Origin of the sequence: Corynebacterium sp. NML180780 (assembly GCF_007786415.1) — a bacterium.
Lineage (GTDB): Bacteria > Actinomycetota > Actinomycetes > Mycobacteriales > Mycobacteriaceae > Corynebacterium > Corynebacterium gottingense.
In genome coordinates this window covers 1-26363 of sequence record NZ_VNKN01000010.1, presented here as the reverse complement: position 1 = coordinate 26363, position 26363 = coordinate 1, and the positions used below count along the sequence as shown (strand labels likewise).

The 26363-nt window shown below is 56.3% G+C and carries 24 protein-coding genes and 3 pseudogenes; 14 read left to right on the top strand and 13 right to left on the bottom strand.

Features of this window, described 5'->3' with window-relative positions; genetic code table 11:
* The first annotated feature begins 68 nt into the window (after positions 1 to 68).
* The 4 genes from FPP74_RS12260 (at position 69) to FPP74_RS08195 (ending at position 3228) form a co-directional block, all read left to right on the top strand.
* On the top strand, positions 69 to 245 hold the full coding sequence (locus tag FPP74_RS12260; protein WP_158522222.1) for a hypothetical protein: 177 nt from the start codon (positions 69 to 71) through the stop codon (positions 243 to 245).
* 135 nt (positions 246 to 380) lie between these two features.
* Positions 381 to 1007, top strand: coding sequence for an MptD family putative ECF transporter S component (locus tag FPP74_RS08205; protein ID WP_014307391.1), 627 nt, complete (start codon positions 381 to 383; stop codon positions 1005 to 1007).
* Positions 1007 to 1753 carry an energy-coupling factor transporter transmembrane component T gene (locus tag FPP74_RS08200; protein WP_014303365.1) on the top strand — a complete coding sequence of 249 codons (747 nt, stop codon included), beginning with the start codon at positions 1007 to 1009 and terminating at the stop codon, positions 1751 to 1753. The genes FPP74_RS08205 and FPP74_RS08200 overlap by 1 nt, the downstream gene beginning before the upstream one ends.
* Positions 1750 to 3228 (top strand): ABC transporter ATP-binding protein, encoded by a 1479-nt coding sequence (locus tag FPP74_RS08195; RefSeq protein ID WP_144717886.1) that lies wholly within the window; start codon positions 1750 to 1752, stop codon positions 3226 to 3228. The genes FPP74_RS08200 and FPP74_RS08195 overlap by 4 nt, the downstream gene beginning before the upstream one ends.
* Positions 3229 to 3231: 3 nt before the next feature.
* Here FPP74_RS08195 and FPP74_RS08190 read toward each other — a convergent pair whose 3' ends face one another.
* From FPP74_RS08190 to FPP74_RS08170, 5 genes are read right to left on the bottom strand one after another with little or no spacing between them, the layout of a single operon-like run.
* On the bottom strand, positions 3232 to 4956 hold the full coding sequence (locus tag FPP74_RS08190) for an ABC transporter ATP-binding protein (RefSeq protein WP_095275745.1): 1725 nt from the start codon (positions 4954 to 4956) through the stop codon (positions 3232 to 3234).
* On the bottom strand, positions 4956 to 6722 hold the full coding sequence (locus FPP74_RS08185; RefSeq protein ID WP_034970331.1) for an ABC transporter ATP-binding protein: 1767 nt from the start codon (positions 6720 to 6722) through the stop codon (positions 4956 to 4958). The genes FPP74_RS08190 and FPP74_RS08185 overlap by 1 nt, the downstream gene beginning before the upstream one ends.
* Positions 6723 to 6749: 27 nt before the next feature.
* A complete protein-coding gene (locus FPP74_RS08180) occupies positions 6750 to 7535 on the bottom strand; it encodes a thioesterase II family protein (protein ID WP_023018093.1) in 786 nt (261 codons plus the stop codon).
* Positions 7532 to 8749 (bottom strand): glycosyltransferase, encoded by a 1218-nt coding sequence (locus tag FPP74_RS08175; protein ID WP_066511036.1) that lies wholly within the window; start codon positions 8747 to 8749, stop codon positions 7532 to 7534. The genes FPP74_RS08180 and FPP74_RS08175 overlap by 4 nt, the downstream gene beginning before the upstream one ends.
* Before the next feature lie 7 nt (positions 8750 to 8756).
* Positions 8757 to 9386, bottom strand: coding sequence for a sugar O-acetyltransferase (locus FPP74_RS08170; protein ID WP_014303359.1), 630 nt, complete (start codon positions 9384 to 9386; stop codon positions 8757 to 8759).
* 411 nt (positions 9387 to 9797) lie between these two features.
* On the opposite strand from FPP74_RS08170, the gene FPP74_RS08165 reads away from it, so the two are divergent.
* Genes FPP74_RS08165 through FPP74_RS08155 form a run of 3 tightly spaced genes read left to right on the top strand, consistent with a single transcriptional unit; the run spans position 9798 to position 12434 of the window.
* Positions 9798 to 10862: an ATP-binding cassette domain-containing protein gene (locus FPP74_RS08165; protein ID WP_014303358.1), complete on the top strand. Its 1065-nt coding sequence runs from the start codon at positions 9798 to 9800 to the stop codon at positions 10860 to 10862.
* Complete coding sequence (locus tag FPP74_RS08160; RefSeq protein ID WP_014303357.1) at positions 10859 to 11620, top strand: ABC transporter permease; 762 nt, start codon at positions 10859 to 10861, stop codon at positions 11618 to 11620. The genes FPP74_RS08165 and FPP74_RS08160 overlap by 4 nt, the downstream gene beginning before the upstream one ends.
* A complete protein-coding gene (locus FPP74_RS08155) occupies positions 11613 to 12434 on the top strand; it encodes an ABC transporter permease (protein ID WP_014303356.1) in 822 nt (273 codons plus the stop codon). The genes FPP74_RS08160 and FPP74_RS08155 overlap by 8 nt, the downstream gene beginning before the upstream one ends.
* Before the next feature lie 541 nt (positions 12435 to 12975).
* On the opposite strand, the pseudogene FPP74_RS08150 reads toward FPP74_RS08155, so the two are convergent.
* The 8 genes and pseudogenes from FPP74_RS08150 to FPP74_RS08120 all read right to left on the bottom strand — a co-directional run.
* Positions 12976 to 13541: pseudogene (locus tag FPP74_RS08150) on the bottom strand (transposase); the annotation flags it as partial.
* A 285-nt stretch (positions 13542 to 13826) separates the two neighbouring features.
* Positions 13827 to 14252, bottom strand: a complete 426-nt coding sequence (locus FPP74_RS08145; RefSeq protein WP_144717884.1) for a single-stranded DNA-binding protein — start codon at positions 14250 to 14252, stop codon at positions 13827 to 13829.
* Between the two features lie 62 nt (positions 14253 to 14314).
* A complete protein-coding gene (locus tag FPP74_RS08140; protein WP_095275783.1) occupies positions 14315 to 14521 on the bottom strand; it encodes a hypothetical protein in 207 nt (68 codons plus the stop codon).
* A gap of 57 nt (positions 14522 to 14578) precedes the next feature.
* Positions 14579 to 15169 (bottom strand): annotated as a pseudogene (locus FPP74_RS12515) (ABC transporter ATP-binding protein); the annotation flags it as partial.
* A gap of 365 nt (positions 15170 to 15534) precedes the next feature.
* Positions 15535 to 15946, bottom strand: a pseudogene (locus FPP74_RS12510) (ATP-binding cassette domain-containing protein); the annotation flags it as partial.
* 95 nt (positions 15947 to 16041) lie between these two features.
* Positions 16042 to 16833 carry an ABC transporter permease subunit gene (locus FPP74_RS08130; protein WP_070851612.1) on the bottom strand — a complete coding sequence of 264 codons (792 nt, stop codon included), beginning with the start codon at positions 16831 to 16833 and terminating at the stop codon, positions 16042 to 16044.
* The gene (locus FPP74_RS08125) at positions 16830 to 17777 is read right to left on the bottom strand and encodes an ABC transporter permease (protein WP_246821926.1); all 948 of its coding nucleotides are present in this window, start codon (positions 17775 to 17777) and stop codon (positions 16830 to 16832) included. The genes FPP74_RS08130 and FPP74_RS08125 overlap by 4 nt, the downstream gene beginning before the upstream one ends.
* A 1-nt stretch (position 17778) precedes the next feature.
* Entirely contained in the window at positions 17779 to 19311 is a 1533-nt protein-coding gene (locus tag FPP74_RS08120) for an ABC transporter substrate-binding protein (protein WP_095275788.1), read from the bottom strand.
* 281 nt (positions 19312 to 19592) lie between these two features.
* Between FPP74_RS08120 and FPP74_RS08115 the strand changes: the two genes are divergently transcribed.
* From FPP74_RS08115 to FPP74_RS08080, 7 genes are all read left to right on the top strand, one after another.
* A complete protein-coding gene (locus tag FPP74_RS08115) occupies positions 19593 to 20444 on the top strand; it encodes a TauD/TfdA family dioxygenase (RefSeq protein WP_255456104.1) in 852 nt (283 codons plus the stop codon).
* A complete protein-coding gene (locus FPP74_RS08110) occupies positions 20441 to 21433 on the top strand; it encodes an ornithine cyclodeaminase (protein WP_046648446.1) in 993 nt (330 codons plus the stop codon). Before FPP74_RS08115 ends, FPP74_RS08110 begins: the two co-directional genes overlap by 4 nt.
* Positions 21427 to 22815 carry an alanine racemase gene (locus FPP74_RS08105; protein WP_076772194.1) on the top strand — a complete coding sequence of 463 codons (1389 nt, stop codon included), beginning with the start codon at positions 21427 to 21429 and terminating at the stop codon, positions 22813 to 22815. Before FPP74_RS08110 ends, FPP74_RS08105 begins: the two co-directional genes overlap by 7 nt.
* 18 nt (positions 22816 to 22833) lie before the next feature.
* Complete coding sequence (locus tag FPP74_RS08100; protein ID WP_095275793.1) at positions 22834 to 23895, top strand: PLP-dependent cysteine synthase family protein; 1062 nt, start codon at positions 22834 to 22836, stop codon at positions 23893 to 23895.
* Positions 23811 to 25331 carry an MATE family efflux transporter gene (locus FPP74_RS08095; protein ID WP_255456103.1) on the top strand — a complete coding sequence of 507 codons (1521 nt, stop codon included), beginning with the start codon at positions 23811 to 23813 and terminating at the stop codon, positions 25329 to 25331. The genes FPP74_RS08100 and FPP74_RS08095 overlap by 85 nt, the downstream gene beginning before the upstream one ends.
* A gap of 74 nt (positions 25332 to 25405) precedes the next feature.
* The gene (locus FPP74_RS08090; protein WP_255456102.1) at positions 25406 to 25708 is read left to right on the top strand and encodes a hypothetical protein; all 303 of its coding nucleotides are present in this window, start codon (positions 25406 to 25408) and stop codon (positions 25706 to 25708) included.
* A 488-nt stretch (positions 25709 to 26196) separates the two neighbouring features.
* Positions 26197 to 26363, top strand: a 167-nt coding sequence (locus FPP74_RS08080) for a transposase (protein ID WP_144717136.1), incomplete at its 3' end; no start/stop codon positions are given.

The following is a 26363-nucleotide window of genomic DNA, read 5'->3' as shown; positions in this document are numbered from 1 at the left end:
GCGCAGCGCCGGAATAGTAACAGTAGTAAGAATAGTAAGAATAGTAACGAGTAAAAACGAGGTGCCTCATGCCACAGCTGCCGCGACGCCCCCGCAACCCGTACACCGCCACCATGGGCAAGACCCCTCCCGTCGTGGCGGGCCGCGACTCCTACGTCCAGGACTTCGCCGAGGCGCTTTACGACGGCCCATCTCCATACGTGACGTATTCAACCATCCAACGGTCCGAGAATTGTCCGACCTGATCGCCGACATCGTCGGCAGCGACGTAGAAGAAGGCGAAATTTAGAGTTCATGCCACACCTGTTTCACTCACCTGACAAGCCACTTGCCCCCAACCCAGTGCTACGCACAAGCAGCCTAATCTGAAAGGAAACATCATGCCCAGTACTCCCCACACCACCCCGAAAGATGCAAAAGCAGGACGGCTGAACATCACCGACCTGATGAACATCGGCATCTTCTTCGTCATCAACTTGGTAGCCGGCGTGGTCATCGCCTTCATCGGCATCACCCCCATCACCTACGTGATGATCACCAGCGTTCAGGCCCTCATCCTGGGCATCCCGATGATGCTGTTCTTGGCCAAGGTGCACAAGCCCGGCATGGTCTTCATATTCCTTCTTCTCAGCGGCCTCGCCAGCCTGCTGCTTGGTTTAGGCATATGGCCACTGCTGCTCAGCTTGGTCATGGCCGTGTTTGCCGAGTTAATTTTGCGCGCCGGCAAGTATACGAGCGCAATACACAGTGTGATCGCCTATGCCTTTATAGCAGTGTCACCCACCGCATCATATATTCCGCTTTTCTTCACCACTCGGCGCTACATAGAGAGCAGCGGCATGCAGACCAAATATGGTGCTAGTTTCGCGGATGGCCTCACCTCTATTGGCCAGATGACTTGGCTATTCCTCATCATTGTGATAGTAACCTTCGTCTGCGGGATCCTCGGCGGGATCCTCGGCCGGCGCATCTTCACCAAGCACTTCCAGCGAGCAGGAATCGCCTGATGTCGCCCACTTTGCCCGGATCAGGCACGCACACAGCGGGACTCCATCTGGACCCACGCACCACGGTGCTGGTCATCCTCGTGGTGTCCTCGGTGCTCATCTCACCGGCCGGGTCCAGTGGGGCGCTGGGCAGCACCGCCCGGTGGATGCTCATTGCCGTTCCCGGGGCACTTTTCCTCGCCTCCGGCATGGTGGCCGCTGCACTGCGATACGCACTCACCTTCGCGGTGCTCGCCGGCTTTCCTGCGGTGGTGGTACAGGCCCTGCCCGAGCGCCACATCATCGTGGACGTGTGCGCTACGTGGTTCGCAGGGCTTTCGCTCATCCTCCCTGGCATCACGTGCTGCTGGTACCTACTACGCACCGTCTCGGCCAGCGAATTCATGGCCGCGATGCAGCGCATGCGGAGCCCCGACGCCCTGACCATCCCCACGTCCATCATGTTCCGGTTCTTCCCGACGATTCTCGAGGAATACCGCGATATCCGCACCGCCATGCAGATGCGTGGCATCTCGGGCCTGCGCAACCCGATCGCTATGCTCGAATACCGCTTTGTGCCACTGTTGGCGTCCGTTGTGAGCATCGGCAACGAGCTGGCTATGTCTGCAGTGACCCGCGGATTGGGCTCGCCTCGCCGACGAACCACGCTGTGCGAGATAGGCTTCCGCGTAGGCGACGCAATAGTCATAAGCGTGCTCGTCGTGTCCCTGATCCTACTACTGGTAAATATAGTGATGCTGCCGTGATAAAGCTGCACGATGTGTCACTATCCTATGGTCAAAACACAGCGGAGCCGGTGCTGCACCACGTAAATCTCACCGTGGCGAAGGGCGAACTAATTCTAGTGTGTGGCGAATCAGGCTGCGGTAAGTCCAGCCTGCTACGCCTGATAAACGGCGTGGCGCACACGTTCTGCGACGCCCAGATTTCGGGGGAGGTGCTGCTGGACGACGAAGACATCACTCATGCCCACCCACACGACATCGCCGAACGCGTAGGCTCAGTGTTCCAAAACCCCAAGTCGCAATTTTTCACGCTGGAAGTAGCCAGCGAACTCGCCTTTGGCTGCGAAAACCTCGGCGTGGCGCCCAACGAGATTCGACAGCGTATTGGGGAACTTTCCGCAGATTTCGGCATGGTTCATCTCCTCGACCGGCACCTGTTCACACTTTCCGGCGGCCAGAAACAAAAAATAGCATGCGCTTCAGTGGCCGCGATGCACCCACAGGTACTACTACTAGACGAACCATCATCAAATCTCGACCTCGCCGCCGTCGATGAGCTGCGCCGCATCGTCGCGCAGTGGAAGACACAGGGCCGCACCGTCCTGATCGCTGAGCATCGGCTTTCCTACCTAGTTGACATCGTGGACCGAGTGCTGGTTATGCAGGACGGGCAGATCGCTCATGATCTCAGCGGCTCGGAGTTTCGCACCCTAGACAAGGCCGAACTGTACCGCATGGGCTTGCGCTCAGCGCAGCAGGTCCCCGAGGTGACCCGCGAGCCACGCCCTTCAAGTGGCACGATGGTGCTCAAAAAGCTACAGTTCACCTACCCCAAGGCTACAGAGCCATCCCTGAGCATCAGCCACACGGAGTTGCCGCAAGGACAAGTCATCGGCGTGGTAGGACGCAACGGGGCCGGAAAATCTACCTTTGTGCGCGTTCTGACTGGCCTGGAATCTAAGGCCACCGGCGTGGTGGACATCAATAACCGCTCGCTCTCGGGTCCCCGGCAGCGCCTGCGCCAGTCCTATTTAGTAATGCAGGACGTAAACCACCAGCTTTTCGGGGAGAGCGTGGAGTCCGACGTAATCATCGGCACCAGTGGACCGGCTGGGAAAAACGAAGCGCGCCTTACCGAGGTGCTTGGTGCACTTGATCTCGCGGACAAGCGGGCCCGGCACCCGATGTCGCTTTCGGGCGGCGAACGCCAGCGCGTGGCCATCGCCTCAGCAGTCCTAAGTGAGCGCGAGGTAATCGTCTTCGATGAACCCACCAGCGGGCTGGACCTGTGCCGCATGCACCGGGTGGCCCACCTGCTAGACGCCCTAGCCCGGCAGGGCAAGACCGTTTTGGTAGTAACCCATGACATGGAGCTGGTGGCGCGGTGCTGCGATCTTCTCCTGCGCGTGGAAAAAGGCCGCCTTACCGCCTGCGAACCGTGCGATGATCTCGCACTGGCGCGCACGGTGCGGTATCTACGCGGCCGCGACAGCTAGTCCCTACAGCTTCCAGCTGGTGGCGTCGCTCTTTTCACCCCAGAAGCTGCGGTAGCGTGGGGAACTCTCCATGAGTTCCTCGTGGTTGCCGATAGACTCCACGGTGCCGGAGGGACTCATCATCACAATCTGGTCCGCGTCGCGGATGGTGTGCAGCCGGTGCGCAATGACGACGATGGTGCGCTCGGCAGAAAGCGTTTTCATACCGCGCATCACAAGGTGCTCATTCTGCACGTCTAGAGAGCTAGTCGCCTCATCAAGCAGCACGATCCGCGCGTCCTTCAGTAGCGCACGAGCGATGGAGACACGCTGACGCTCACCACCGGAGAGATTCTGCCCGCCCTCGCTAATCAGGGTGTCAAACCCCTGCGGCAGCTGCCGGGCAATCTCGGTGACACCGGCCAACTCCGCTGCGCGGAGCACCTCCTCCCGCGTTGCATTGTGGCAGCCCAGGCGGATGTTTTCATACAGTGTGTCCTCGAAGAGGTACACGTATTGGAACACCATAGCCAGCGAATCCAACACCGCCCGGGAGCCAAGATCGCGAATATCCACACCACCGATACGGATGGTCCCCTGGTCAACGTCATAGAAGCGTGCCGCAAGTTTTAGCAAGGTGCTCTTGCCGCAGCCGCTGGGACCCACCAACGCAGTAGTAGTTCCGGGCGCCACGCGGAAACTCACGTCGCGGACCACTGGGGTGTTGGGTTCGTAGCCAAAGCCCACCCCATCGAACTCGATGCCATAGTCGCGTGGCGCCGCCGGAACCGCAGGCTCCGGCAACACCCGCGCATCGAGGATCTTTTGGATCTCATCTAAGGTATTGCGCGCGGATTCCAAGCCCTCGCCGTAGGGTATGCCCGACATAGCAACGCGAGCCAGGATGAACACCAACACAATGACGCCAATGTAGGTGCCTGCTTCTAGCCAGTGGTTGAGAAGTAGCACGGTGGCCAGGGCATCAATGACCACGGTACCGACCATGATGATTAAAGCCAGACGACCCATGATCATCTCACCTGTCTTCTGGGTGTGCTGCTGGGCGCTAAGCTGCTCTCGAATCGAGGCGCGCACGGCGCGCTCCCCCAGCGAATCCGGCCCAGCCATGCGCAGCACCGGCTGCACCTGGGCGAACTCCAGCACCTCCGCGGCGCCGTGCTCGTTGCGCTCGCCCTTCTGGCGCTCTGCCACGCGGTACTGCCGCATTAGGCGGTTATAGGCGAACCACACCACGGCAGCCACTGCAACGGTAACCAGCCCCAGCCGCCAGTCCACGGCGATGAGAAACACGCAAGCCAAACCGGCCGAGGCAGCACCGTGCAGCATGGGCCGCAGCATCATTGCCGGCGCGTTAGCGGCAAACAGCGCACCGCTGGTGGCTACAACACCGATCTGGCCGGCGCGATCTTCTTCAAAATAGCCCAGGGGTAGCTGTGCCGTGCGATCGGCGATAAGCCGGTGGATGCGCAGCACGTAATCATGCCCCAGGTCCTGGGCAATAACCTCAGTGGGCCAGTCTGCGGCGGCGTAGACGAGGACGGAGATAATGATCCAGGGCAACCATGCTGCGGCCTGCGCGGGATCTTCGCTAAACAGCGTGTCCAAAAACAGTGCAATGAGGATAAAGCCAATGGCCAACGCCACCGCGGAAATCCCAATTAGCGTAAGGACCAGCACCAGACGGCGACGATCAGCCGGACTGCCCAGTGAATAGAGCGTGCGGATCATTATTTTTCCTCCCCTTGGATGCCCGCCTGCGCGGTTTGGTAGCGTGCCCACATCGTGGCGTAGCCCTTGCCTGCCGCCACTAACTCTTCGTGAGTGCCTGCTTCGGTGACCTCACCGTTTTCCAGCATGAGGATCCGGTCAGCGCCGGTGATCGTGTGGAGCCGGTGTGCGATAACTACTAGCGTGCGCCCGGCCACCAGCTCGGTAATGGCCCGCTGGATCGCGGCCTCGGAGTCCGGATCCGCAAAAGCGGTGGCCTCATCCAACACGAGGATCGGCGCGTCGAGCAAGATGGACCGGGCAATAGCCAGCCGCTGCTGCTCGCCACCGGAAAGCTGCGCGTCCTCTCCCACCACCGAGTCGTAGCCGCGCGGCAGATGGGTAATGCGCTCATGAATCTGGGCGGCGCGGGCGGCGCGAACCACGTCTGCGTCGGTGGCCTCCGGGTGAGCGAGGCGAATGTTATCCCGCACGCTCATCCGCATAAGGTAAGGGTCCTGGAAGACGAACCCTACCCTACGGTAGAGCTGGTCAGATCGGAGATCAGTACTAGGGACGCCACCAATGCGCACCGACCCCTCCGTGGGGTCTAATAGCCGGGGGATGAGCGCGGCTAACGTGGACTTCCCCGAGCCGGAAGGTCCCACCACCGCAGTGATGCTGCCGGCGGTAAGTTTTTGGTTAATGCCGGAAAGCACCGGGGTGTCCGGCACGTAGGAGAAGCTTAAATCTTTCAACTCAATTCCGGCGTTTGCAGGCTCCCTGCCGCCAGCAGCGGGCGGCAATACCGGGATGTTGAAGAACTCGGTGAGATCCGCCGCGGCAGCCTTCGCCTCCGAAAACATGATGTTAGTGCGCGAAAGCATAAGCAGAGGCGCGGCGATGTTGTTGATGAACAAAAACGCTGCCAGCACATCGGCCACTGGTACGCCCGCAGACGTGATGAGCCACGGGCTGGCCGCGGCTACCACCAGCAGGCCAAACCCGGTGGAGGTGAAGATCTTCATCAAAGCGGTGGGGTGTACGGTGGCGTGCAACCACTCGCGATAGAACCCACCAAAACTCCGGGAACGACTAAGGAAAATGCTCTCGTCGTAGCCTTCCGGAACAAACACCTTGATAACCGGGATGCCGCGCACCAACTCTACGACGGCGGCGTCTAGCTGCTTCTGGCTGGACTTAAATTTCTCCGCCTTTTCTTGAAACTCGCGCATCATAAACGGCATGGTGGCCACTGCCAACAGCAGTGGTACCAGGCCCAGCAGGCCTATCCGCCAGTCCACCACGAACATGTATCCCAGGCTCAATAGCGGTACGAGTACACCGGCCGAATAATCGTGCGGCGCGTGGGCGATGAGCTGGTGGATCTTGGTGACGTCGTCTTCGATGTAGGTTTTCACAGTCCCCGAAGGTGTCCGCGTAAACCAAGACAGCGGGAGCCTACCCAGCTTGGTAATCTGCTGCTGGCGTAAGTGCTCGCCCAAAAGGCCGTCGGCCTGGTGGCTTACCTGGAGGCTCTTCACGGTTGCCTGTCCATGTAGGACGGTGGCCACCATGAGCGCCGCGACTAGCAGCCACAGCTTTGACGCATCTATCGGCTCTCCCTGGAAGGACAGCATTACGGTGCGCACCAGCTCAACCAGCACGATTACCGGCACCAGCGACAAAACCGCCGCCAGCACCGCCAATAGCAGCGACACCGTGATCTGCCGGTGGGCAGGTTGAGATATTTGCCTAAATGTAATGGGTGGTTTTTGTTCGGTCATCGGGGCCTCTTTACTTAACAGTCACAATCACGCATTGTTCCGCGCTAACCAGGCAGTGTTCCCAGTAATTCCCGCTAGAAAACCGGCAAGCAGGTCGAGGAACTCGGTTCCAGTATCGAGCGGGAAGAAATGCCCACCCGGCAGGACCTTCAGTTCAAAACTACCGCTGGTAAAATTTTCCCACCGGGAAAGCATCTCTGGGCTGACAGCTGGGTCGCTATCCCCCGCCAATGCCAGCACAGGAGAGCGAAGCACCGTGGTTGCATGGTGAAAGCCCTCGTGTAACACATAATCGCGACGAATGTCAGCGAGCAGCAGCTTCATCACATCATCATTGGCAAGGATCTCAGGTGGTGTGCCACCTACCTTCTCAAACTCCCTGCGCAGCGCACCGAACCCCATTGACGAGTGGTATTCCCCAGGCACGGTTTCTCCGGGCGCCTGCCGTGCGGCCACCACCACGGCTTCCGGTATAGTGGGCCTATGCATCTGCTGCAGGCAGGCAGCAACCTGGTAGGCCAGCGCTGCCCCCATGGAGTGGCCGTACAACGCAATCGGCGCGCCCGCCGCCAGATCTACTATCTCGGTTGCGCACATATCGGCGAGCTTGTCAAAGTCGCTTACCCATTTCTCTCGGCGACGGGTTGCCTTTCCGGGAAGCTCCACCGGCACCACGTCAATGCTTGGGTTGACCCCCACCCATCCACGATAGACGGAAGCGCTGCCTCCTGCGTGATGGAAGCAAAACAAGAGGGTTCCAGTGCGATGTCCGGCCACAAACGGAAAGACTCCCTCGCAGCTGATTTCTGTCATTTTTCGCCTTTCGCTAGGTCGGACTGATTAAGCACGATTTCTACTGCTGCGACGGTACCCGGGTCTGTGGCAAGCAACTCGGGCATCCTGCGGGCTGCGGAGTCGTATGCTCCACTTACCAAATCGGCAATTCCGGCGGCCAGGGACTGGGCACTCAGTTCGCCTCGCTGGGCGTCAATATAGTTCGGCCCGGCACCGTTTCGACAAACTGCGTTGGCATGGAAGTGTTGGTCACCACCGAATGCAACCGCAAGGCACGGCTTGCCGGCGCGCAGGATCGCCCCGGTGGTGCCCAGTGAGCCGTGGCAGATGCCTGCACGGCACCACGGAAGCACAGTCGCGAACGGGACCCGGGCGACGGTGAGGATTCCTTCTCTCACACCAGGCTCATGATCGGGATCGACGATTATCGCCCGCAGACCATGCTCGATGCACGCGTCTCGAGTCCATCGTTGAAGGTCATAAACGCGATCTGAGACCATACTCCCAAAGCTTGCCAGAACCGGGGCCGAGCCGGCAGCCACAAACTCCTCGACTGCTGGGTCTAGGGCGAGTTCACTGTGGTGCGGGTCAAGCCACTCGCCAGTGACGTGAATGTGGTTTTTCCATTCCGGCGCCGGCGGACTCAACGCGGGACTGAATTGGTAGATCGTGGTTGGTGGAGAGGAGAGCGCTCGCTGACGCAGCCCCAACCTACGGCGCCATGCCGCTATCACTGGGCGCATCGCCCAAGCCATCAGAGTATTGGACATCCAGTGGGTGACCAGAGCTCCGACAGAGCCGTCCAGTTTTCGCGGATCCACGAGGCTGTAACGGAGGCAGGGTTCGCTAGGGAAAACCTGCACCCGAACGCTGGGGACTCCGCGTGCAGCCCCTAACAACCGAGCAACTTCACTGAATTGGGTGTACATGACCACGTCAACGCCATCCATGGCATGCTCTAACACATCGAAAACGTGGGCTTCAGATATCATCTCACGGATACCTAAGACAGTGTCCATCATGCCTTTACTATCGCCCAAAAGGCGCTTCATTAACGCCCGGTAATCACCGGGTAACTCGATGTAGTCCACCCCGTTTGCACGAAAACTCCCGCCGAATTCGCTAAACCCAGCCAAAACAAACTGGTGGCCACGATCTCGAAGTGCGACACCAAGGTGCGCAAATGGCAGCATATCACCCTCAGAACCCAGGACGACCGCGAGAACTTTCACAGCCGTCTCAATCCGTAATCCAACTAGGCCACTCAGGAACCCAAGACTCCCCCATGAGCTTATCTTCCGGGCCAATATCACGAATGACTCGGCACGGATTACCGGCTGCGAGTACCATGGGCGGAATATCTCTTGTCACAACACTGCCAGCACCAATTACTGCACCATGCCCAATCGTGACACCCGCAGTTACCGTGCAATTGCCACCAAGCCACACATGGTCTTGTATGGTGATCGCACCCCCGGTACACACCATGTATTGCCGCTCTACGGGGTCTAAGGCGTGATTGCCAGCAAAGAAGGAACACCATGGACCAACCATGACCTCATTGCCAAATGTCACCGGGGCCATATCAAGTACCGTCGTTCCTCGATTGAAGGTCACGCCATCTCCGACCTTGATTTTCGAGCCATATTGGACATGAAATGGCAGGAAAACCATTAAGCGCTCCCCCAGTTCACCAAGCAGGTCTGCCATCACTGCCTGCTTCTCCGCTGTTTGAAGTGGACGAAGCTGGTTGAGATCGTGACACTTCTCCGCCGCCTCCATCATCTCGTAATAGAGATCCGGGTCCTCAATAGGGCGGAAGGGCTGACCGCAGAGAATCTTATCTTCGATTTGCTCTCGAGAATCCATGGATACTCCTTTGCGCTTGAGAGGCGCGAGCCACAATACGAATTACGGTCAGCCACGCGGTTTGACCCTGACTAGTCGGAATACCCAGATTCTTAGCTCACACTTGGTAGCTTACAGGCCTTCGACTTAATTGTCAAGCATGCCATGCCTAATTATGGTATGCTCAACTTTGCAGCAACCTGCAGCGTCGCCGCCGATCAGCCGACCTGTGCAGCCCTCTCCTGCGGGGCGCTGTGCACGACCCGGTGCCGCTAGACATACATCATTTTCTAAGGATTAGTTGGCACTACCCCAGGCGCTTGCTCCGTGGACCACAATCCATCGTTCGCGGGCAATAATCGGTTTTCCTTCTGCGGTAGGAGAATCGGTGCGCCGTCTAATAGACCGTTGACGTATATCCAGGGATGAATCATGAAAGAAAACCCCACCACGGCAACCGCTAGCGGTGACCCCAGCGCCACCGCAGTCCCCTCAACCAGCGCCCACGCAAAAGGCCGCGACCTGGTGCTTGATGTCCAAGATCTGCGATGTAGCCTGGGAAAAGTCAAGAAGCGAACGGAAATCCTGCGCGGTGTGACCCTCGCCATTCCGCGCGGGGGCATCCTCGCCGTCCTAGGCGCCAATGGTGCCGGCAAGACAACCTTGGTCAATGTCCTTTCCACGCTGCTGCCCGCCACGGGCGGAACCGCCATCATCGATGGCCACAACTTAGCCACGGATCCTTCCAAGGTGCGCGCTTCCATCGCGCTGACCGGGCAATACGCCGCAGTGGATGAGGAGCTTACCGGCAAGGAAAACCTCATCTTCTTTGGCCGCCTGGCAGGGCTTAAAGCTAGCGATGCGAAGGCCCGCGCCGCGGAACTTCTTGAGCGCTTCGATCTGGTTGGCGCCGCCGACCGCCTGGTTTCGGCATACTCGGGCGGCATGCGCCGGCGGTTAGATATCGCCGCCTCCCTCACTGTCCCGCCCGCGCTGCTGTTCCTCGACGAGCCGACCACGGGCCTCGACCCCGCCGCGCGCAGCTCCGTGTGGGATACCGTCCGCGGGCTGGCGGCCGACGGCACCTCGATCCTGCTTACTACCCAATACCTGGAAGAAGCTGACCAGCTCGCAGACCGCGTCGCCGTGCTCGCCGGAGGCAAGGTGCTCGACGAAGGCACCCCCGCCGAGCTCAAGGACCGCTATGGCACCACGGTGTGCCTCATCACGATGTCTAGCCCGGACGATGCCGCACGCCTCACCCACACCTTGCAAGAACACCGCATCGACTGCCGCCAAGAGGACACCGTATTGCGCGTCGATGCGCCCGATGGCCACCGCACCCTAGTCCGGGCGCTGGCCTTGTGGGATGGCGACGACACCTCGGTCGCGGACGTCTCCTTGGTTCCGCCCTCCTTGGACGATGTCTACTTCGCTATCGCCGGGTCCGGCGACATCGCGCAGCAGGCTCCCCACACCGGTGGAGGCTCCCAGTGAACGCGCTCGGAGCAGTCGCTGCCTCGTGGCACCGCAATGTCCTGCGCACCGTCCGCAACAAGGCCGTAATGGTTTCCGCCGTGGCAATACCCAGCCTGTTCATGGTCATCTTTTACGCCACCTTCGCCAAGGCTTCGACGGAACTCGGCATCGATTACGCCGCCTTCCTCCTGCCCGCCGGCGTTATTCAGGCGATTGTGTTCGCCGCCGGGGGCTCCTCCTTGGCGATTACGCGTGACGCCGAAAACGGCATCCACGACCGCATCCGCGCCACCGGGACGCCCGCCTGGGCCACGGTCGTCGGCCGGCTGCTGGCAGATCTCACCCGCGCCGCGTGGTCGTGCAGCATCGTCGTCCTCACCACGATCCTGCTCGGTGCCCGCTACGCTGCCGGACCGGGTCGTATTATCCTTACCATCGCCCTTTTCGCCGCCCTCACCATCATCCTCTCCGCGTTTATCGATGGCTCCTGCCTGTTGGCCCCCAAGCCCACCTCGGCGTCCTTGCTCTTCCAAAACCTCGTGCTGGTCATGGTGATGTTCTCCACCGCATTCGTGCCTGCGGATGCGCTGCCCGGCGGCATTGGCCCCATCATCCGGCACGTACCGCTATCTCCCATCTTGGACACCGCCCGCAACCTACTAGGTGGCGCTGCCCTGGGGGCGCGCGGAGTCGAAGCACTGTGCTGGCTCATCGCCATGACCGTCGTTGGCGTATGGGGCTTTATCACCGCTTTCCAGGGGAGGAAACATGACTAACCACACCACCGCCACCGTGTCGCACGACACCACCTGGCTGTCCACTGTCGCCACGCATTTTGGAAGGCACCTGCGCGCCGCCCGCCGCGATAGCGCGGTAATTACCAATACCGTGGCTGGTCCCGTTTTGATGTTCCTGGTCATGCGGTGGCTGTTTGGCGACCTCATGGCGGCCTCGCAAGGCTCTGCCACGCTCGACGCGTTACCGCTTACCATCGCGCTCATCCTTTCCAGCGAACTGATGAATGGCACCTCCGCCGCCGCGCAGATAATTAAGGAACGCCAACGCGGTATCACCACCCGCATCGCGACCACGCGCTACGGCACCAGCCCGGAGATCTTCGGCCGCTGGTGTTTCGATTCCTTACGCAGCCTTATCTCCGGCTGCGCGGTGCTGCTGGCTTCCGTGGCTTCTGGCCTGCGTATTCACACGCTGGCCGGGTTTGGCTGGGTGCTGTTAGTCATCATCTTCGGCGCGGTGGTGGCCGCCTCGCTATCGGCCATGGTGGGCGCGATGTGCGCCACCCCGGAGGCCGCCATTGGCCCGGCCCCCATCATCATGGCGGCCATGGCACTTAACGGCGGCCTCGTGCCCGTGGAGCAATTCGCTGGTGTGGTTCAACCCATCGCCCGGTGGAATCCGCTTACCTTCGCCGCCCGCGCCGGCGCCGCCATCGACGGCACGCCAAGCGCCGAAATCCTTGCCACCGGCCAGCCCGGCACCGCAGTCTGGGCTTTCGTGGCCTGGATGGTAGCACTCACCGTAGTGCTGCTAGCCGCCGCAGCTGCGTTCCGCCGCCCCACCATGTCGTAAATAGCGCCGGTTAGCGCGACAGTGCTACTTGTCGCGCGGCGGCGTCCCCAGCGGCGCGGTAGCGCTACTTGCCGCGCAGGGCGCGCCGCCGCGATAAAGAGCTGCGAATCTTTACCCGCGGCCGCGCTAAGGCGGGTAGTGTCGCCGCCGGTTACCGGCAACCAGGCGGCCTCGCCCGGGGCTAGCTCCAGGTCGTTTACCGTGACCACACCAGAAGTAGCCAGGGCGATGGCCGGTCCGGGAAGCTGCGTGGAAACCGTGGTGCCGGCGGGCAAATCGTAGCGGGTCACCGCAAACTCCTGCACCGGCAGCGGGTACTCTACTACCGTCGCGGTGTTGGGCGCGGCATCGGCAACAGCGGCGCTCTCCGCGCCTGCACCATCGCCCAGGGAGGTGTTCCTATATAGTTTGTCAATTCCGTGGGTGAGTTTGTTGGGGGTGTGAAGGGTTTCTGCTTTTCCTTGTGGATGTTGTTTTCGGGCACGGTGAGGAGCCGATTGGGCTTGCTGTGCAATCGGCTTGAGGTGAGGGTCTGTTGGTTCTAGGCTGCTGCGGCCTCCTGGACTGTGGAGATGTCTCGGTAGAGCTCGCCGTTTCGCATCATGGCGAAGAGGACGTTGAGGCGTCGGCGTGCGAGTGCGACGACTGCGGCGTTGTGTCTTTTGCCTTCTTTGCGTTTTCGTTCATAGAATTGCCGGGAACGCTCGTGGAATCTGATCGATGCAAAAGACGATTGCCATAGGGCGTTCTTTAATTTTTGTTGCCAGCGCGGTTAGGCGAATTCGACATGATGGACGTTCCCGACTGATTCGTCCGCGGTGATAGGCCTGCATAGGACGCTAGGTGCGCTGCATCGGGGAAGTCGGACATATCGCCAACAGTCATGAGTATCTGCGCGGCGCTACGAGGGCCGATGTCGGGCATGGATAAAAGAATCTCGGTCTGCGGAATGTCCTGAATCAGCTTGAGTACCTGCGCTTCTATTTCTTTACGATGCTCTAGTTTGGTTAGTGCATCTGTGGCGGACATTGCTACGCCAAGTTCGGCGTATTCTGCGCCGGCAATGGATACGGTCTGTTCGTGGATGGCAGCAAGCATGGCATCGATGGCTTTAGGCCAAGGCGAAATAAACATCATGGTCCACGGCCCAAGCAGCATAGCTAACCCCTAACATGTCTACTTTTCGGGAGACAGGCCCGTACCTAACGAAAAGACATGTACACAGTGGGTAAAACAACACGCGTACTGCACTGTGTAGTGGTTAGCGAAATGGCGGTACGCGATGAGGGGTGCCCACTCCTTACCGTCGACGCTCCGGCGCCGTACAGACCCGGCATCCCCAGTATTTTGAAGAAAAGATAACCCCGCAGGTTTCCCTGCGGGGTTTCGGTACTAGAACGGTGTCTCATTGGTGCCAGCGCCTGCCAGTGCGGCTGCCGCAGCGTCGTTGCCTCGACGGGCAGCACGCGCCGCAGACTCAGCCTTAGAGTCGATGAGCTGCACAGTATCAATTCGTGCGAGCAGCGGGTAGTGCTTCACGCCTTCCTTGTCGGTAAAGACATCGGTTTTCAGCGAGTAGCTCACTGCAATGCGATCTCCGGCATGAATGCAGCTAAAGACGCCGGGGTTATCAGCGTCCTTGACGTAGCCGGTCAGCTCAACCATCTCGGACTCAACCTCGCCGGTGGACTTGTTTTTGAAGGCGTTGCGCGCATAGACATTGAGTTTCACCGTTGCGCTGCCGTTTGCGTGCTCGAACAGCTTGGGAGCGCGTGCTGCATTGCCGGTGATGACGCCTGCGTTGAATGGGTTGGACATTAGTTTTCTCCTTATGAGTAGTTGACTGTGTAGTCTTTCGATTTTGTGTTTGAGCAGTGGTTTTACCGCTGCTGCTGTGCCGTGTTAGAGCACGACTCAGGGAAGGCTGGCCCCTCTGCTTCCAGGTCGCGCAGTTCCTGCGTTGAACCCGGGTCAGCTTCCTCGCCGTCGATGCCGTCTGCGAGCATGTAGAGCAGTTCTAGGTCCGTGTGCGTGTAGTCGCGCATGATGATGATGGTGCTGAAGCACATCCCGCGCCCGATCTTCAAGATGCTGCCTATTTAAGGTCTGGAGGGGACCAAGGCCCGAATAGCAGGGCTTTGGTCTCAACCCACAGCTGCAGTTCCAATTGGGATAACCGTGGAGCAATACGATTGCAGCAGCTCATCATCGTGACTGACTAGAACTATGCCCATTCCCTCGCTGTTGAGTTCTTGCAGAACGCTCATCACTTTGGTCGCTGCTTGATAATCAAGCGCCGAGGTAATTTCATCGCAGAGCAGGAGCTTTGGGCGCACGGCTAGAGCACGTGCGATTGCAACACGCTGCCTCTGCCCTCCAGAGAGTCCACTTGGCTTACGCTGTGCGAGCTGCTTATCGATACCGACTTTATCGAGTAAATCTATTGCCGCTCGGCGTGCGTCACGGCGACCCCTTACCGACACCCGGGCTGCACGCTCTACGGCATCGAGCGCGGTCATTTTCGGGTTCAACGTAGAGGCAGGATCCTGCGGAACTATCTGCATCATCAAACGATTCTTCCGTGGCCATGTACGCTTAGCTTCACGAGTTACACCAGCACATTCAATCTCACCCGACTCTGCGTGGTTTAGCCCGATTAGGCACCGAAGTAGTGTCGACTTTCCGCTTCCCGACGGTCCCTTGACCCCAACCATAGTGCCACGCTGTACAGCGAAAGAGAGGCCCTGAAAAAGAGTCACGCGTTCATTATTCACGCAGCTCAGGTTGGAAACTCTTAAGACTGGAGACGCGCCCGCCCCTGCCCCCGCCCCCGGCATAGATTCACCAATCGAGGCTTTGGAGAGTTCTGTGACCTGGATGCCTTTCGTTACTGAACGCGGGCTGTGGCCAGAAGTCGTCTCTACACTCTGGCGTTCCACGCGCTGGGTGATCGAATCGCTTTTTTCCGTTCCATTCCCGACAGCCACGACCGAGTCAATGCAAATCGCAAGCTTAGGAACCTGGTGGGCGGTGAAAATGACCGTAACGCCACTATCCGCGAGGCCTCTTAGCAGATGAGCGATTACCGTCGAAGTATCGGAGTCAAGGCCGGCGAAGGGCTCATCAAGAGCGATGGCTTCAGGCGAACGCGATAGTGCCCGAGCCAGTGCCACCCGTCGCTGCTGTCCACCAGAAAGCTGGTGAATACGTCGGGAAGCAATGCTGGCTGGAAGATCTACACGCTGCAGCAACGCTGCAACGTCGGCCGCTGGAGCTAGCTCCCGGAGCATCCGGGCTACTGACATCAATGGTGGCAACTCGGCGCCCGGATCCTGTCCTACGAAAGCAATGTGCTCACGGCGAAAATGAGCTAATTCACATGATGAAAGCTCCAGCGGGTTTACGTCTCGCCACTCACTGGACTCGACAGAAACCTCACCAATTACTTCCGATCTCTCCGGTACCGCACCAATCAATGCCTTTAAAAGTGAGGTCTTCCCGGAGCCGCTCACCCCAGTTAAAACCGTAATTTCACCCGCTCGGGCAGTGAGCACTGTGCGGGGTAGGATAACGTGCCGACCTTGCCTCACGGAAATATCTACATCAATCACGAGATAGACACATCCTTCAATTCCTTCTGGTCCCCATTAATTAGTGCCACTACAGCAATCGATGTCGCAGCCAATGCAGCAGCCGGTGCAAGCACTGACCACGGGTTAAGAGATATTCCGCTTGCGTTGTCACGCACCATCGCTGACCAAGCGAATTCACCTAAACTTCTCCCGACCCCAAGGAAACTCGCTGTTGCCAGAACATACAGTGCCTCGATAATGCGAAGACTCCACACCGAACGAAGTACAGCCGAAATATTGGGAATGATGTCCCGAAAAATTATCGAGACGGTCGTTGCGCCACTGCCCTGTGCAGCCTGAACATAGCCAGCGCTAGCAACGGGATAGGTTGCGGCAGCGACTACGCGGGCGGCGTATGGAGTACCGACTGCGACAGAAACGCTGATAAGTAAAGGCAATCCTCCATTGGGATATAACACAGCGGTTAAAAGCAAAAGAATTACCGCCGGCACCAAGATCGTGGCATCCGCCACTGCTTCAATAAAGAAACCCAGTTTTGGCCTTAGCGCCCCCAAGATACCGAGTAGGGTGCCAAATACCGTGGTTAAAGAACCGACGATTATTGCAGTTACGACCAAGGACTGGCCGCCAACAAGCACCGCAGCGCCCACACTTCTCCCCAGGTGTTCTGTTCCTAGGAAGCCCTCCTCGTTACCGTTAGCGAAGGGCACGCCATGCGCCGACAGTTCAATGCCAAACAAACCAGCAGCGACCGGTCCGCCTAACACTAGGGCGATAAAGGCCCCCGCTAAAAACCTTCGAATCATAGTTGCACCTTCGGGGTGAATGCGACTTTTATTGCATCTGCCACAGTCAGCAACACCAATATGATCGCCCCTGTTACAGCAAGTACGGCAAGAATCACCGAGATATCCCGTTGCGCGACTGCATTAGACACCAAAAGCCCCACTCCAGGATGGTTAAATAACGCTTCGACTGTGACTGTCCCTGCTACCAAAACACCTGCTGTTGTAGCCATTGAAGTAGCAAATGTCGGTGCGGATAGCGGCAGGATATGTCGAAGTGCCAGCTGATTTCCCACGATTCCGTTTAGCTCAGCATTGCGGACCGCAGTGTTGTGAGAAGCATCCTCGAACGCTGCGAAAAGCATTCTCGAATTCCAGGCCGCCTGAGGAATTACCAGCGCCATAACCGGTAATGCGTACATACTTATCTGGGTTGGCAAGCCTTCCGCGGTGATAGTGACCGCGGGAAACCAACCAAGCCAGAGAGAGAATACCGCTACCAGAAACACACCAACGACAAACTCTGGTAGCGCAATTAATGCCACTGTCGATCGGTCAATAATGTGCGAAATCCAGGGTTTTTCAGCACGTGAAGCCCAAAAAATGGCGATTGCTACCGAAAGAACAGCAGTGACTAAAAATGCCATACCAGTTGTTGCCAGCGTCACAGGCAGCGCTGAACTCAGCAGATTAATAATCGGTACTCCGTTTACGGAAGTACCAAAGTCGCCCGCAAACGCACTTCCCAGCCAGCTCAGGAAGCGGGCCATAAGCGGCTTATCAAGATTCAGGTTTCTTTCTAGCGCTGCCAGAGCTTCCGGGGTCCGGTTTGCGCCCAAGATTGCGGAGGCAGCATTACCGGGCAGTCGATCAATCGCTACAAAAACAAGTCCGAGAACTGCGAAAAGTAAGCCTCCACGAATTATCAGCCGAGGAATAAGCCAACGCGCGATTTCCGCTGACACACTAAGCCTTCTTGACAGTTTCAAGGAGGAGACGACCATAGCCTGGAGCCTTAGGCAGACCACTCAAATTCGCTCTCGCAAGATCGACGCCGTCGGATGCACCCCAGACCAGATACCCGGATCGCTCGAACTCAATCTTCTGCAGCTGGCGGCTTAGCTGGTTAATTCTCTCAGTATCGGTGCTTTCCAGTACCTGGTCATAGATCTCGTTGAATTCAGCATCATCAAATGCGGTCTCATTAAAGGCCGCGTCACCGTCGAGAACCTTCCCGGCGAAGAAGAGCACGGAATCGTTAGTTCCCCAATAGCCACAATATAGGTCTGCCTTGGTCCATGTCTCGTCGTAGAAAGTACCCGAATCCTGCTCCACTACATTGAGAGTCATGCCGATTTCTTTCACCTGATCAGCGATAACCTTCATCGCCTCTACTTGACCCGGAGCCTCAGGGGTAACGTACAAGTCATACGTTTTCTCAAGGTCAAAATCTGCCTCTTGGAGGAGATTCTTCGCTTTCACAACGTCACGCTTACGCACTAACGAAGAATCCAGGTTCGAATCTGCCGTTCCAAGAATGTCGTTTGCAGGGGTTCCATAACCGGAGAGAGCTCGTTGGATGATTTGCTCCCGATCAACTGCAAGGCGCAGCGCCTGACGAACTCTCACATCTGAGAAAGGCCCATCTGAGGTACGCATGATTAGTGGAATAACCGAGTCATTCATCCGGCGCACAATCTTTATATCTTCATTTCCTTCGACGGATCGGGCCGCAATAGGACCCGCAGCTTGAGCTAAGTCAATTTGCCCGGACAACAGCGCATTAGTCATTGCGGTGGAGTCTTCAAATGGAATGACATGGACCTCAGCAACTCCTGCTACTGTTCCGTGATAGTTATCGAAACGCTTGAGCTTAGCAGAACCATTTTCCCAACTGACCAGCTGGAACGGCCCCGATCCAATGGGCTTTTCAGCAGAAGAACCCTTCTTCATCACGAAGGTCATCAATCGCGCAAGCATCGGAAGCTGTGAATTCGGTTCCGCAGTTTCCATCACAACGACGTTGGCTCCAGCAGCACGAATGCTATCAGGCATCACTGGAAGCCGGAATGAGTTTTCCTCATCCGAAAGCATCTTCTTCAACGACCACACGACATCTTCAGATGTGACCGAGGAACCATCATGGAAGGTAGCACCGTCGGCAATCATAAATTCCCACTCAGTCGGATTATTCTGTTTCCATTCCTGCATCAGGCGTGGCACTACAGTTTCTTTCTCGCCCGGCACCGTCAGAGCCTCCCAGATCAGGGAGCTAATAAGCATATCTGAATCATTAGGCAAAAGCTGGTAAGGGTCTCGTTGAGCGCTTGCCGCTTTCCCGAGAGCCCCAACACGCAGCACATTAACGTTTTCGACTTCATCCCCACTGGCAGCCCCATCCCCTGCCGTCGACTCTCGTGACGTACACGCCGTCAGAAAAGTGCCTGTCCCAATAACTGCCATTGCAGCGAGGAATTGGCGTCGAGAAAAATTGGTCATGATGGTTCCTTAATCTCTAAGAAAGACTGCCCACAGGAGAAAAGACATTACTAACAACTACAGCAGCAGTAAAGCTTAGGCAAGCCTACTAACGAAATTCTTTTAAGAATAATTATCTAGGTCACCCTTTACAGCATAGGTTACCCTCACCTAATCTCTTTGTCAAGCAGAATTTGCACCTGAGCCAAGAACTCTCACACAGGATCGTTAAAGCTGCCGACGAACTGGCTGCGACACAGAAGATTAGCTCTCCCGACTCGTACAATGCCATCAATCATCTTTTGACTGATGAGCTGGAGGAACTGAAAGAACTAATTCTGCTCTCCCCTACTGCCCATGCCACTTCCATCCATGGACTTCCCTTCCCTGCAGTTCACGGACCTACCCCAGCCACGTGGCAGGAATGCGTTGGCAAGGTCCGAACCTGGAGATTCGTTCTTGCGATTATCGCTAGCGCTGTCGGTCGCCCATTCGGATGGTTCGGACAGCAGAAAGGCCGTATCACCACAGACTTGGTGCCGACCCGCGGCCAGGAGAACCAGCAAGTTGGCGCCAGCAGCAACACCACATTGACTCTGCACACGGAAGATGCTTTTCATCCGCGGCGCGCGACGCACTTCGCTTTATTTGGTCTTCGTAACCCCAAAAATGTCGGCACTACGCTGGCCCCCATCGATGAAGCATGGCATCTACTCGATGTAGATTCGAAAAAAATTCTAACCGGGGACGGAGCCATCATTATTCCAGATGCATCTTACGGTGATTACGAATATGCAGCTCCTACTGCCATGACATCAATCTGGAAAACTGATGGCAATTTAGGCATGAGGTTTGACCCCGCCTACACAGACAAAAATTCTGGAACCTTACAGTGGTGGGAGGCATTTGAGAAGCTTCAACAGGCTCTTCACACTGTCACCTATACGGTGCCTATAAAGCCAGGTCAGATGGTCATCATCAACAATGACCGATGCGCCCACGGACGAGTACCTTTCGTAGCCAACTACGACGGGACCGACCGCTGGATGCTACGCATCAACATTATGGGAACCAAAAACACACGCCCCATCAATGAAATCAACGAACCCGGCTACGGCCAACACATCCGATTTATGGATGGTGAAATCCTATGAAACAGCGAACTAACCTGACCGTCCTCAGCAGATCAGAATTAGCTCAAATAAAAATTTCACCCGAGTCCGTACTCGAGTCGGTGAAATCCGCTCTCATCGAGCTCGACCAGCCAGGAACTCTGTGCCCAGGGAAAATCAAAGTTGAAGTACCTGAAAGCGTGAGTTACTCGATGGTCGGCAGAAGTCGTTCTTCAAATTCCGTCGGATTCAAGACTTCCTATACCCATTGGAGCAAAACTCACCAACAAAGCGCCAGGGATAGAAGCTATTACACGACCCTCACACTGTACGACGATTCCAGCGGATATCCTATTGCACTTCTCGACGGCGCTGCGGCAGGAACTCTCAGAACCCCGGCAGTCTCAGCGCTATTGGCACAGTATGCTGGTGCAATTCCTCAGAGCGCTCTCATCATCGGTTCGGGAACCCAAGGACAAAACGCAGCCCCTTTTCTCCTTGAAACCTTTGAAACATTAAACACGATTTATCTCGCCGGCAGCCACAGCGTGGGACTAGAGAAAGGCGCCAAGATTGCATCAACAGCAGCAGTGAAGCTTGGCCGAAAAATAAGAATCAAGATTGTAGACGATCCTACAACTGTGAGTTCAAACTGTGATCTCATTATCGGGGCCGCTGGACCTGAGACTCGTTGTACTGTCACAGCATCCGATATTCCCCGGCACGCAACCGTCGTTGTTGTGGGCTACGGAATCGCCCCTGATATCTGTCATCAAGCGAGCAGAGTCATCACGACGAGTATCGAACAGATGAATGTTACCGGTCGCGATTACGCTGACACCGATGGTCGGTTGCCGAATGTCCATGCCGAACTATCCGATTTGCTCCGCAAAGGGCGCAAACTGCCTCGTATTGACGAAACTACGTTTTGCTATAACAGCGGACTAGTTCTAACCGATATCGCTGTCGGCCAAATCCTCGCCAAGGAAGGTCTTAAGCAGGGATTCGGGACGGAGATATCCCTGTGGTAAGTGCCATATCATGCAAGATTGATGTTCCAAGCTGGCAAACGGCTCTGATTGGCTCAGGGAAACTTGACTTCATTGCTGAGCTTTCCGACACCCCTTTTCATGTCCTTTGCCCAAACCAATTTGCTCAAACACTTTCAGCCTGGCATACAACCGCTAAGGAAGTCGGCATTAAATTCGGTATCCGGTTTGGCAAAAAGGCAAATAAGTCCGCGCACTTCAGTCGCGAGATAGCACTGAGTGCTCTTCGTGGTTTCGACAGTGGAATCGATGTCGCCAGCGTCGAAGAGTTCCAATCATCTCTGGCCGCTGGTGTACCAGGAAATAAATTAATCATTACTGGTGCTACACCGAGTCGAGAACTTATCCATTTGGCAGTTTGCCACGATGCAACTCTAACGATTTCCAATGAAGTAGATTCAAGAATAATTTCCCAATTTGTCGACGAAATCGATACGCCTAATCAGCTCCGAGTTCTTCTCCGGATTGCGAACCAAACCCCCTCCACACGGTTTGGTATGAGCATCGATACCGCCTTGTCTCTAACCGCTCGTCTTAGCCAAGGCCGTGCCAACATCGAAATTACCGGCCTAAGTTTCCACTGCAACGGTTATGACCTCCACGAGAGGATAAACATGTCGCATCTGGCAATCGACACCCTACTCAAGGTGCGCTCCCTGTCTCCACGGGCCGACACTATTTCCATTGGAGGTGGATTTCCCACAAGCTCAGTCGAGTATGGAGTCTGGCGAAACCTGCAATCTCGACTAAAAAACGAAATGTTCATAGATTCGGATAAACCTAAAGACCAATATCCGTTCGGATCACCTTTATCCGGACAATACTCACTACGGTTTATAGCTAATCAACATCGCCCACTGACACGTCGAGATATGGAGTCCACTCGACGCAGCTCGGACTCCATGGCTCAGCGCGCTCATCGTCACAACATAAAGATTTTGGCAGAGCCTGGACGGTCTTTATGCCAGTTCGCGGGTGCTAGTTTCTTTCCTGTTCTTTCGTGTCACGCATTGCCCAATGCTGCACGGACAGTAACTGTCGTACGTGGAACTAGTCTCAGCCTCTCAGAGCAATGGTTCAACTCGGAGTATTATCCGGACCCATACCTTGTGCGCAACGGAGTCATTATCGACTCGGGAGTAGCTACCGCAACAGCAGTTTCCGGATCAACGTGCTTAGACAGCGATTATCTCAGCAAAAGAATGATTCAACTCCCCGACAGGCCTCGACCTGGAGATTTCCTAGTCTATCCCGACACAGCCGGGTATCAAATGGACTCGAACGAGTCTGCTTTCCACGGATATCGGATTCCTCAGAAATACGCCTTTAATCCTGTCACCATGACCATCACGGAAGATCGCTAGAACAGAGGCCAAATAAAGATGCCAAAAAGAATTTATACGCAGATGTCTCAACTCATTGGCAATACTCCTCTGTTCGAGCTTGTCTGTACGCCCCAGAAAAGTCGCGTTTTGCTTAAGCTCGAGCAATTCAACCCAACTGGAAGTGCGAAAATCCGGATGGCCCAGTCGATGATTAAGGCGGCAGAGCAGGATAACCGACTTCAAGAGCATGGCACTATCGTTGAATCGACTTCCGGTAATACTGGACAGGGCTTAGCACTTCTTGCACTTGAGCGCGGATACGACTTCGTAGCAGTCGTCGATAATCATTCTTGTAAAGATAAATTGAACTCCATGCGTGCAATGAATGCACAGATGTGCTTCGTTTCCAATCAAGATGACGATTCGCTCGCCACATCGGCTAGAGAAAACCATGCTGAGGAGCTCGGCAAACAACACGGCTGGGTATTCATGAAGCAGCATGACAATGTCGCAAACTCGATGGGTTATTACCCTGCAGCTGATGAAATTTTGAATGATCTTGGGGAAAGTCCGACTCATATCATTAGTGCCGTAGGCACAGGTGGAAGCCTCTTTGGAGTTACTGAACGTCTCCATCAATTGGGACACCGTCCCACTATTATAGGCGTCGAACCGGAAGGTTCCATTGCATTCGGTGCTCCTGGACACGACTATTGGCAATCTGGAACGGGCACCCCCGAAGGTGCAGTTATCGGCACTTCAGTTCGCTACGACTTACTCGACTACGGAGCAAAGGTATCCGACAAAGCAGCTTTCGCTGCATGCCGAACAATCGGAAAGCACATGGGGCTTCTACTGGGAGGATCTGCTGGCGGAGCCGTAATAGCAGCCCTCGAGCTCCTGCCGGGCTTTCCCGCTGGCTCTACATCGTTGACCATGGTGTACGATGGAGGGGAAAAGTATCTAGATACCGTATTCAACGATGAGTGGATGTCCGAACGTGGTTTACTCGATGTCGCCCTCGAGGACAAAATTTGGGAACAAGTTATGTCATTGCGCGCTGGGGAAAGCCCAATTTCGCTAAATTCAACACGAGTTTCATGGTCGAAGGAAAAGTAGTGCCCGGAGCTACCTCTCAGAAACTAAACCGCCAGATTTTGGCGTTGTCTCTTCCCCTTGCCGGCACACAGCTTGCGAATATCGCAATTTCAACCACCGACACTTTCATGATGGGCCAACTTAGCCTCGGGGCTCTTGCTGGCGGAGGTTTGGCAGTTGTGTGGTTTAACCAGATACGCACAATGGCCGTGGGCCTATTAACACCGCTGGGCAATAGAATTGCGTCGGCTCATTCACTCTACGAAAGCAAATCTCGCGAGCGAGCGGACTCCGAACTATCTGCCGCTACGCTGCAACGCGAAATTCGCAACCTCTCACGCGCCGGCTGGCTATTAGCAACTGTCAGCGGTCTAGTGGGAGCACTGGTTCTGATGGCGATTGCCTACGCCCTACCGTTTTTCGGCCAGTCCGCTGAGATTAGTTCCGCAGCCACTTCCATGATGTGGTTGCTCGCGCCAGGTCTTGTTCCTTGTTTGTGGTTCCAAGTCTCCCGTCAGTTTTGTGTAGGCCTCGGCAAACCAAAATCTCTACTGCACATCACCGTGGCGATGATTGTAGTGAATGCAGCATTGAACTACGCACTCGGTTTCGGGTTCGGGCCTATTCCTGCATTGGGTCTGCTAGGCATTGGACTGTCCACCACACTGGTTCATTTATTGTCGGCCCTAATTTATCTGCGAATCACCATCCGAGATCCCGACCTCTCAACTTTTCTTGCCCTCGATTTCTGGAGTGCCGACGGAGACACGATGCACGGAAGGCTCCGTCACCTCGTCCGCACTCAGCTTCGTCTGGGGCTTCCAGTCTCAGCAACCTACGGAGCCGAAGCGGGCATGTTTTCTGTGCTGGCGATGGTCATGGGATCCTTTGGCACAGAAGCACTCGCAGCGCACAACGTCGTCTATCAAATAACCTTTATTGTTTTCCAGATTGGTGTTGGGTTCTCCCACGGCAGCTCTATTCTTGTGAGTCGCGCTTGGGGTCTGAATGACAACTCCCTTGCACGCCAAGTCGGCATTCGAACTCAAACGATGATGGCTGCCATCGTTGCTGTTGCTTCCGTCAGCTTTCTTTGCGCTCCCCGCCTCGTACTTTCCCCATTTATAAGCAGCTCCGAGAAATCCAATGCCACCGAGACATTAAGCATCGCATTGGGGTTGTTGGCTATTGGCGCAGTGATGGAATTTGTCGATACTGCACAAAACATAGCTATCGGTCTCCTGCGCGGGATTAGCGACACCACTACTGGTTTGAAGGCATCCCTCACTGGTTATTGGATTATAGGTTTGCCAGCTGCTTTAATACTTGCTTTTCCCATCGGTCTAGGGCCTCACGGGGTGTGGTGGGGATTGGTCATCGGGCTTGCCAGTTCTTCAATAATCCTTTGGAGAGCTTTCCTTCTCGCGACGCGTAAAGACCTTACCGTGAAACTCTAAAGAACTCGTCCCTCAAAGCGATATCCACGTCGCAGGTATCCGGTCGTTCACGTTCGTGTGCAACACTTAAAAGCATGGTTGACAAGCAGGCCGACACCTCATCATGCAGCGAAGCCCAACAGGCTTCGCCAGCTTTTGACGAAACTACAGAGTTTTCCACAAACCGGCTCGCAGGCGAGTTCACCGACGAAGACCGTTACGAGATTTTCAATGATGACCAGCTCTCCCTCAAGGCTGCCTTGATTTACCTGGTCGCAGCGCTTGTGGGCGGTTCGGTTATCGCTCTGGCGTCCTGGTTCGCCTTCCACCGCACTTCAATGTATCTCCTTTGTGGATTTATCTTCAAACCGTTTTTTGGAGACAGCTCTGCTGTCTAGACACCGCTCCCCTAACCACAGAAGTTGACTATCTTCGCTGGTCACAGCACTAACAGAAAAGAAAACCCCACTGCAGCAATGAACTGCAACGAGGTAAGAAAATTAAGCGTCAAACAAGATGTGACGCGCCTTCACGGCCCCCTCGTACACGCTCGTAATAAGTTTGGTGCCTAAGCCCAGGTCAATGGTCCTAGCAACCAGTGCTGGAAAATTCTCCGTCTCGCTCAGCTCAGTGGCACGGTGCGCAGCCACGCCTGCTAGGCCAGTTTGTCCTGTAGCTTGCGCGAGAACAGCCACGGTGGCTGTCACTTGCGAGCGCATCCGCGCCCAGTCTCGCGGCACGGCACGCATAAGAGATTCCGCGAACTCTAGTCCCTCTTGCGGCTCGTCCAGCAGCGCTGCGAGCAGTGGATCGCGCAGTGACGGCGAGGTAAAGCATGAAGCGTCCTGGGTTTAGTTCCTACCTCTGCTAAGGAAGGATTGGCACTATGCCCAGAAAGTATTCCGCCGAATTCAAGGAGAAGGCGATCCATCAAGTCCTAGAGATGGTCCGTCTGGAGTCCTGCTCACGGCAACGCGCGTACGAGGAAGTCGGAGAGCTCCTTGGCGTGTCCCACCACACGTTACGCGCCTGGTACCGTGACAGCGTCGCCCA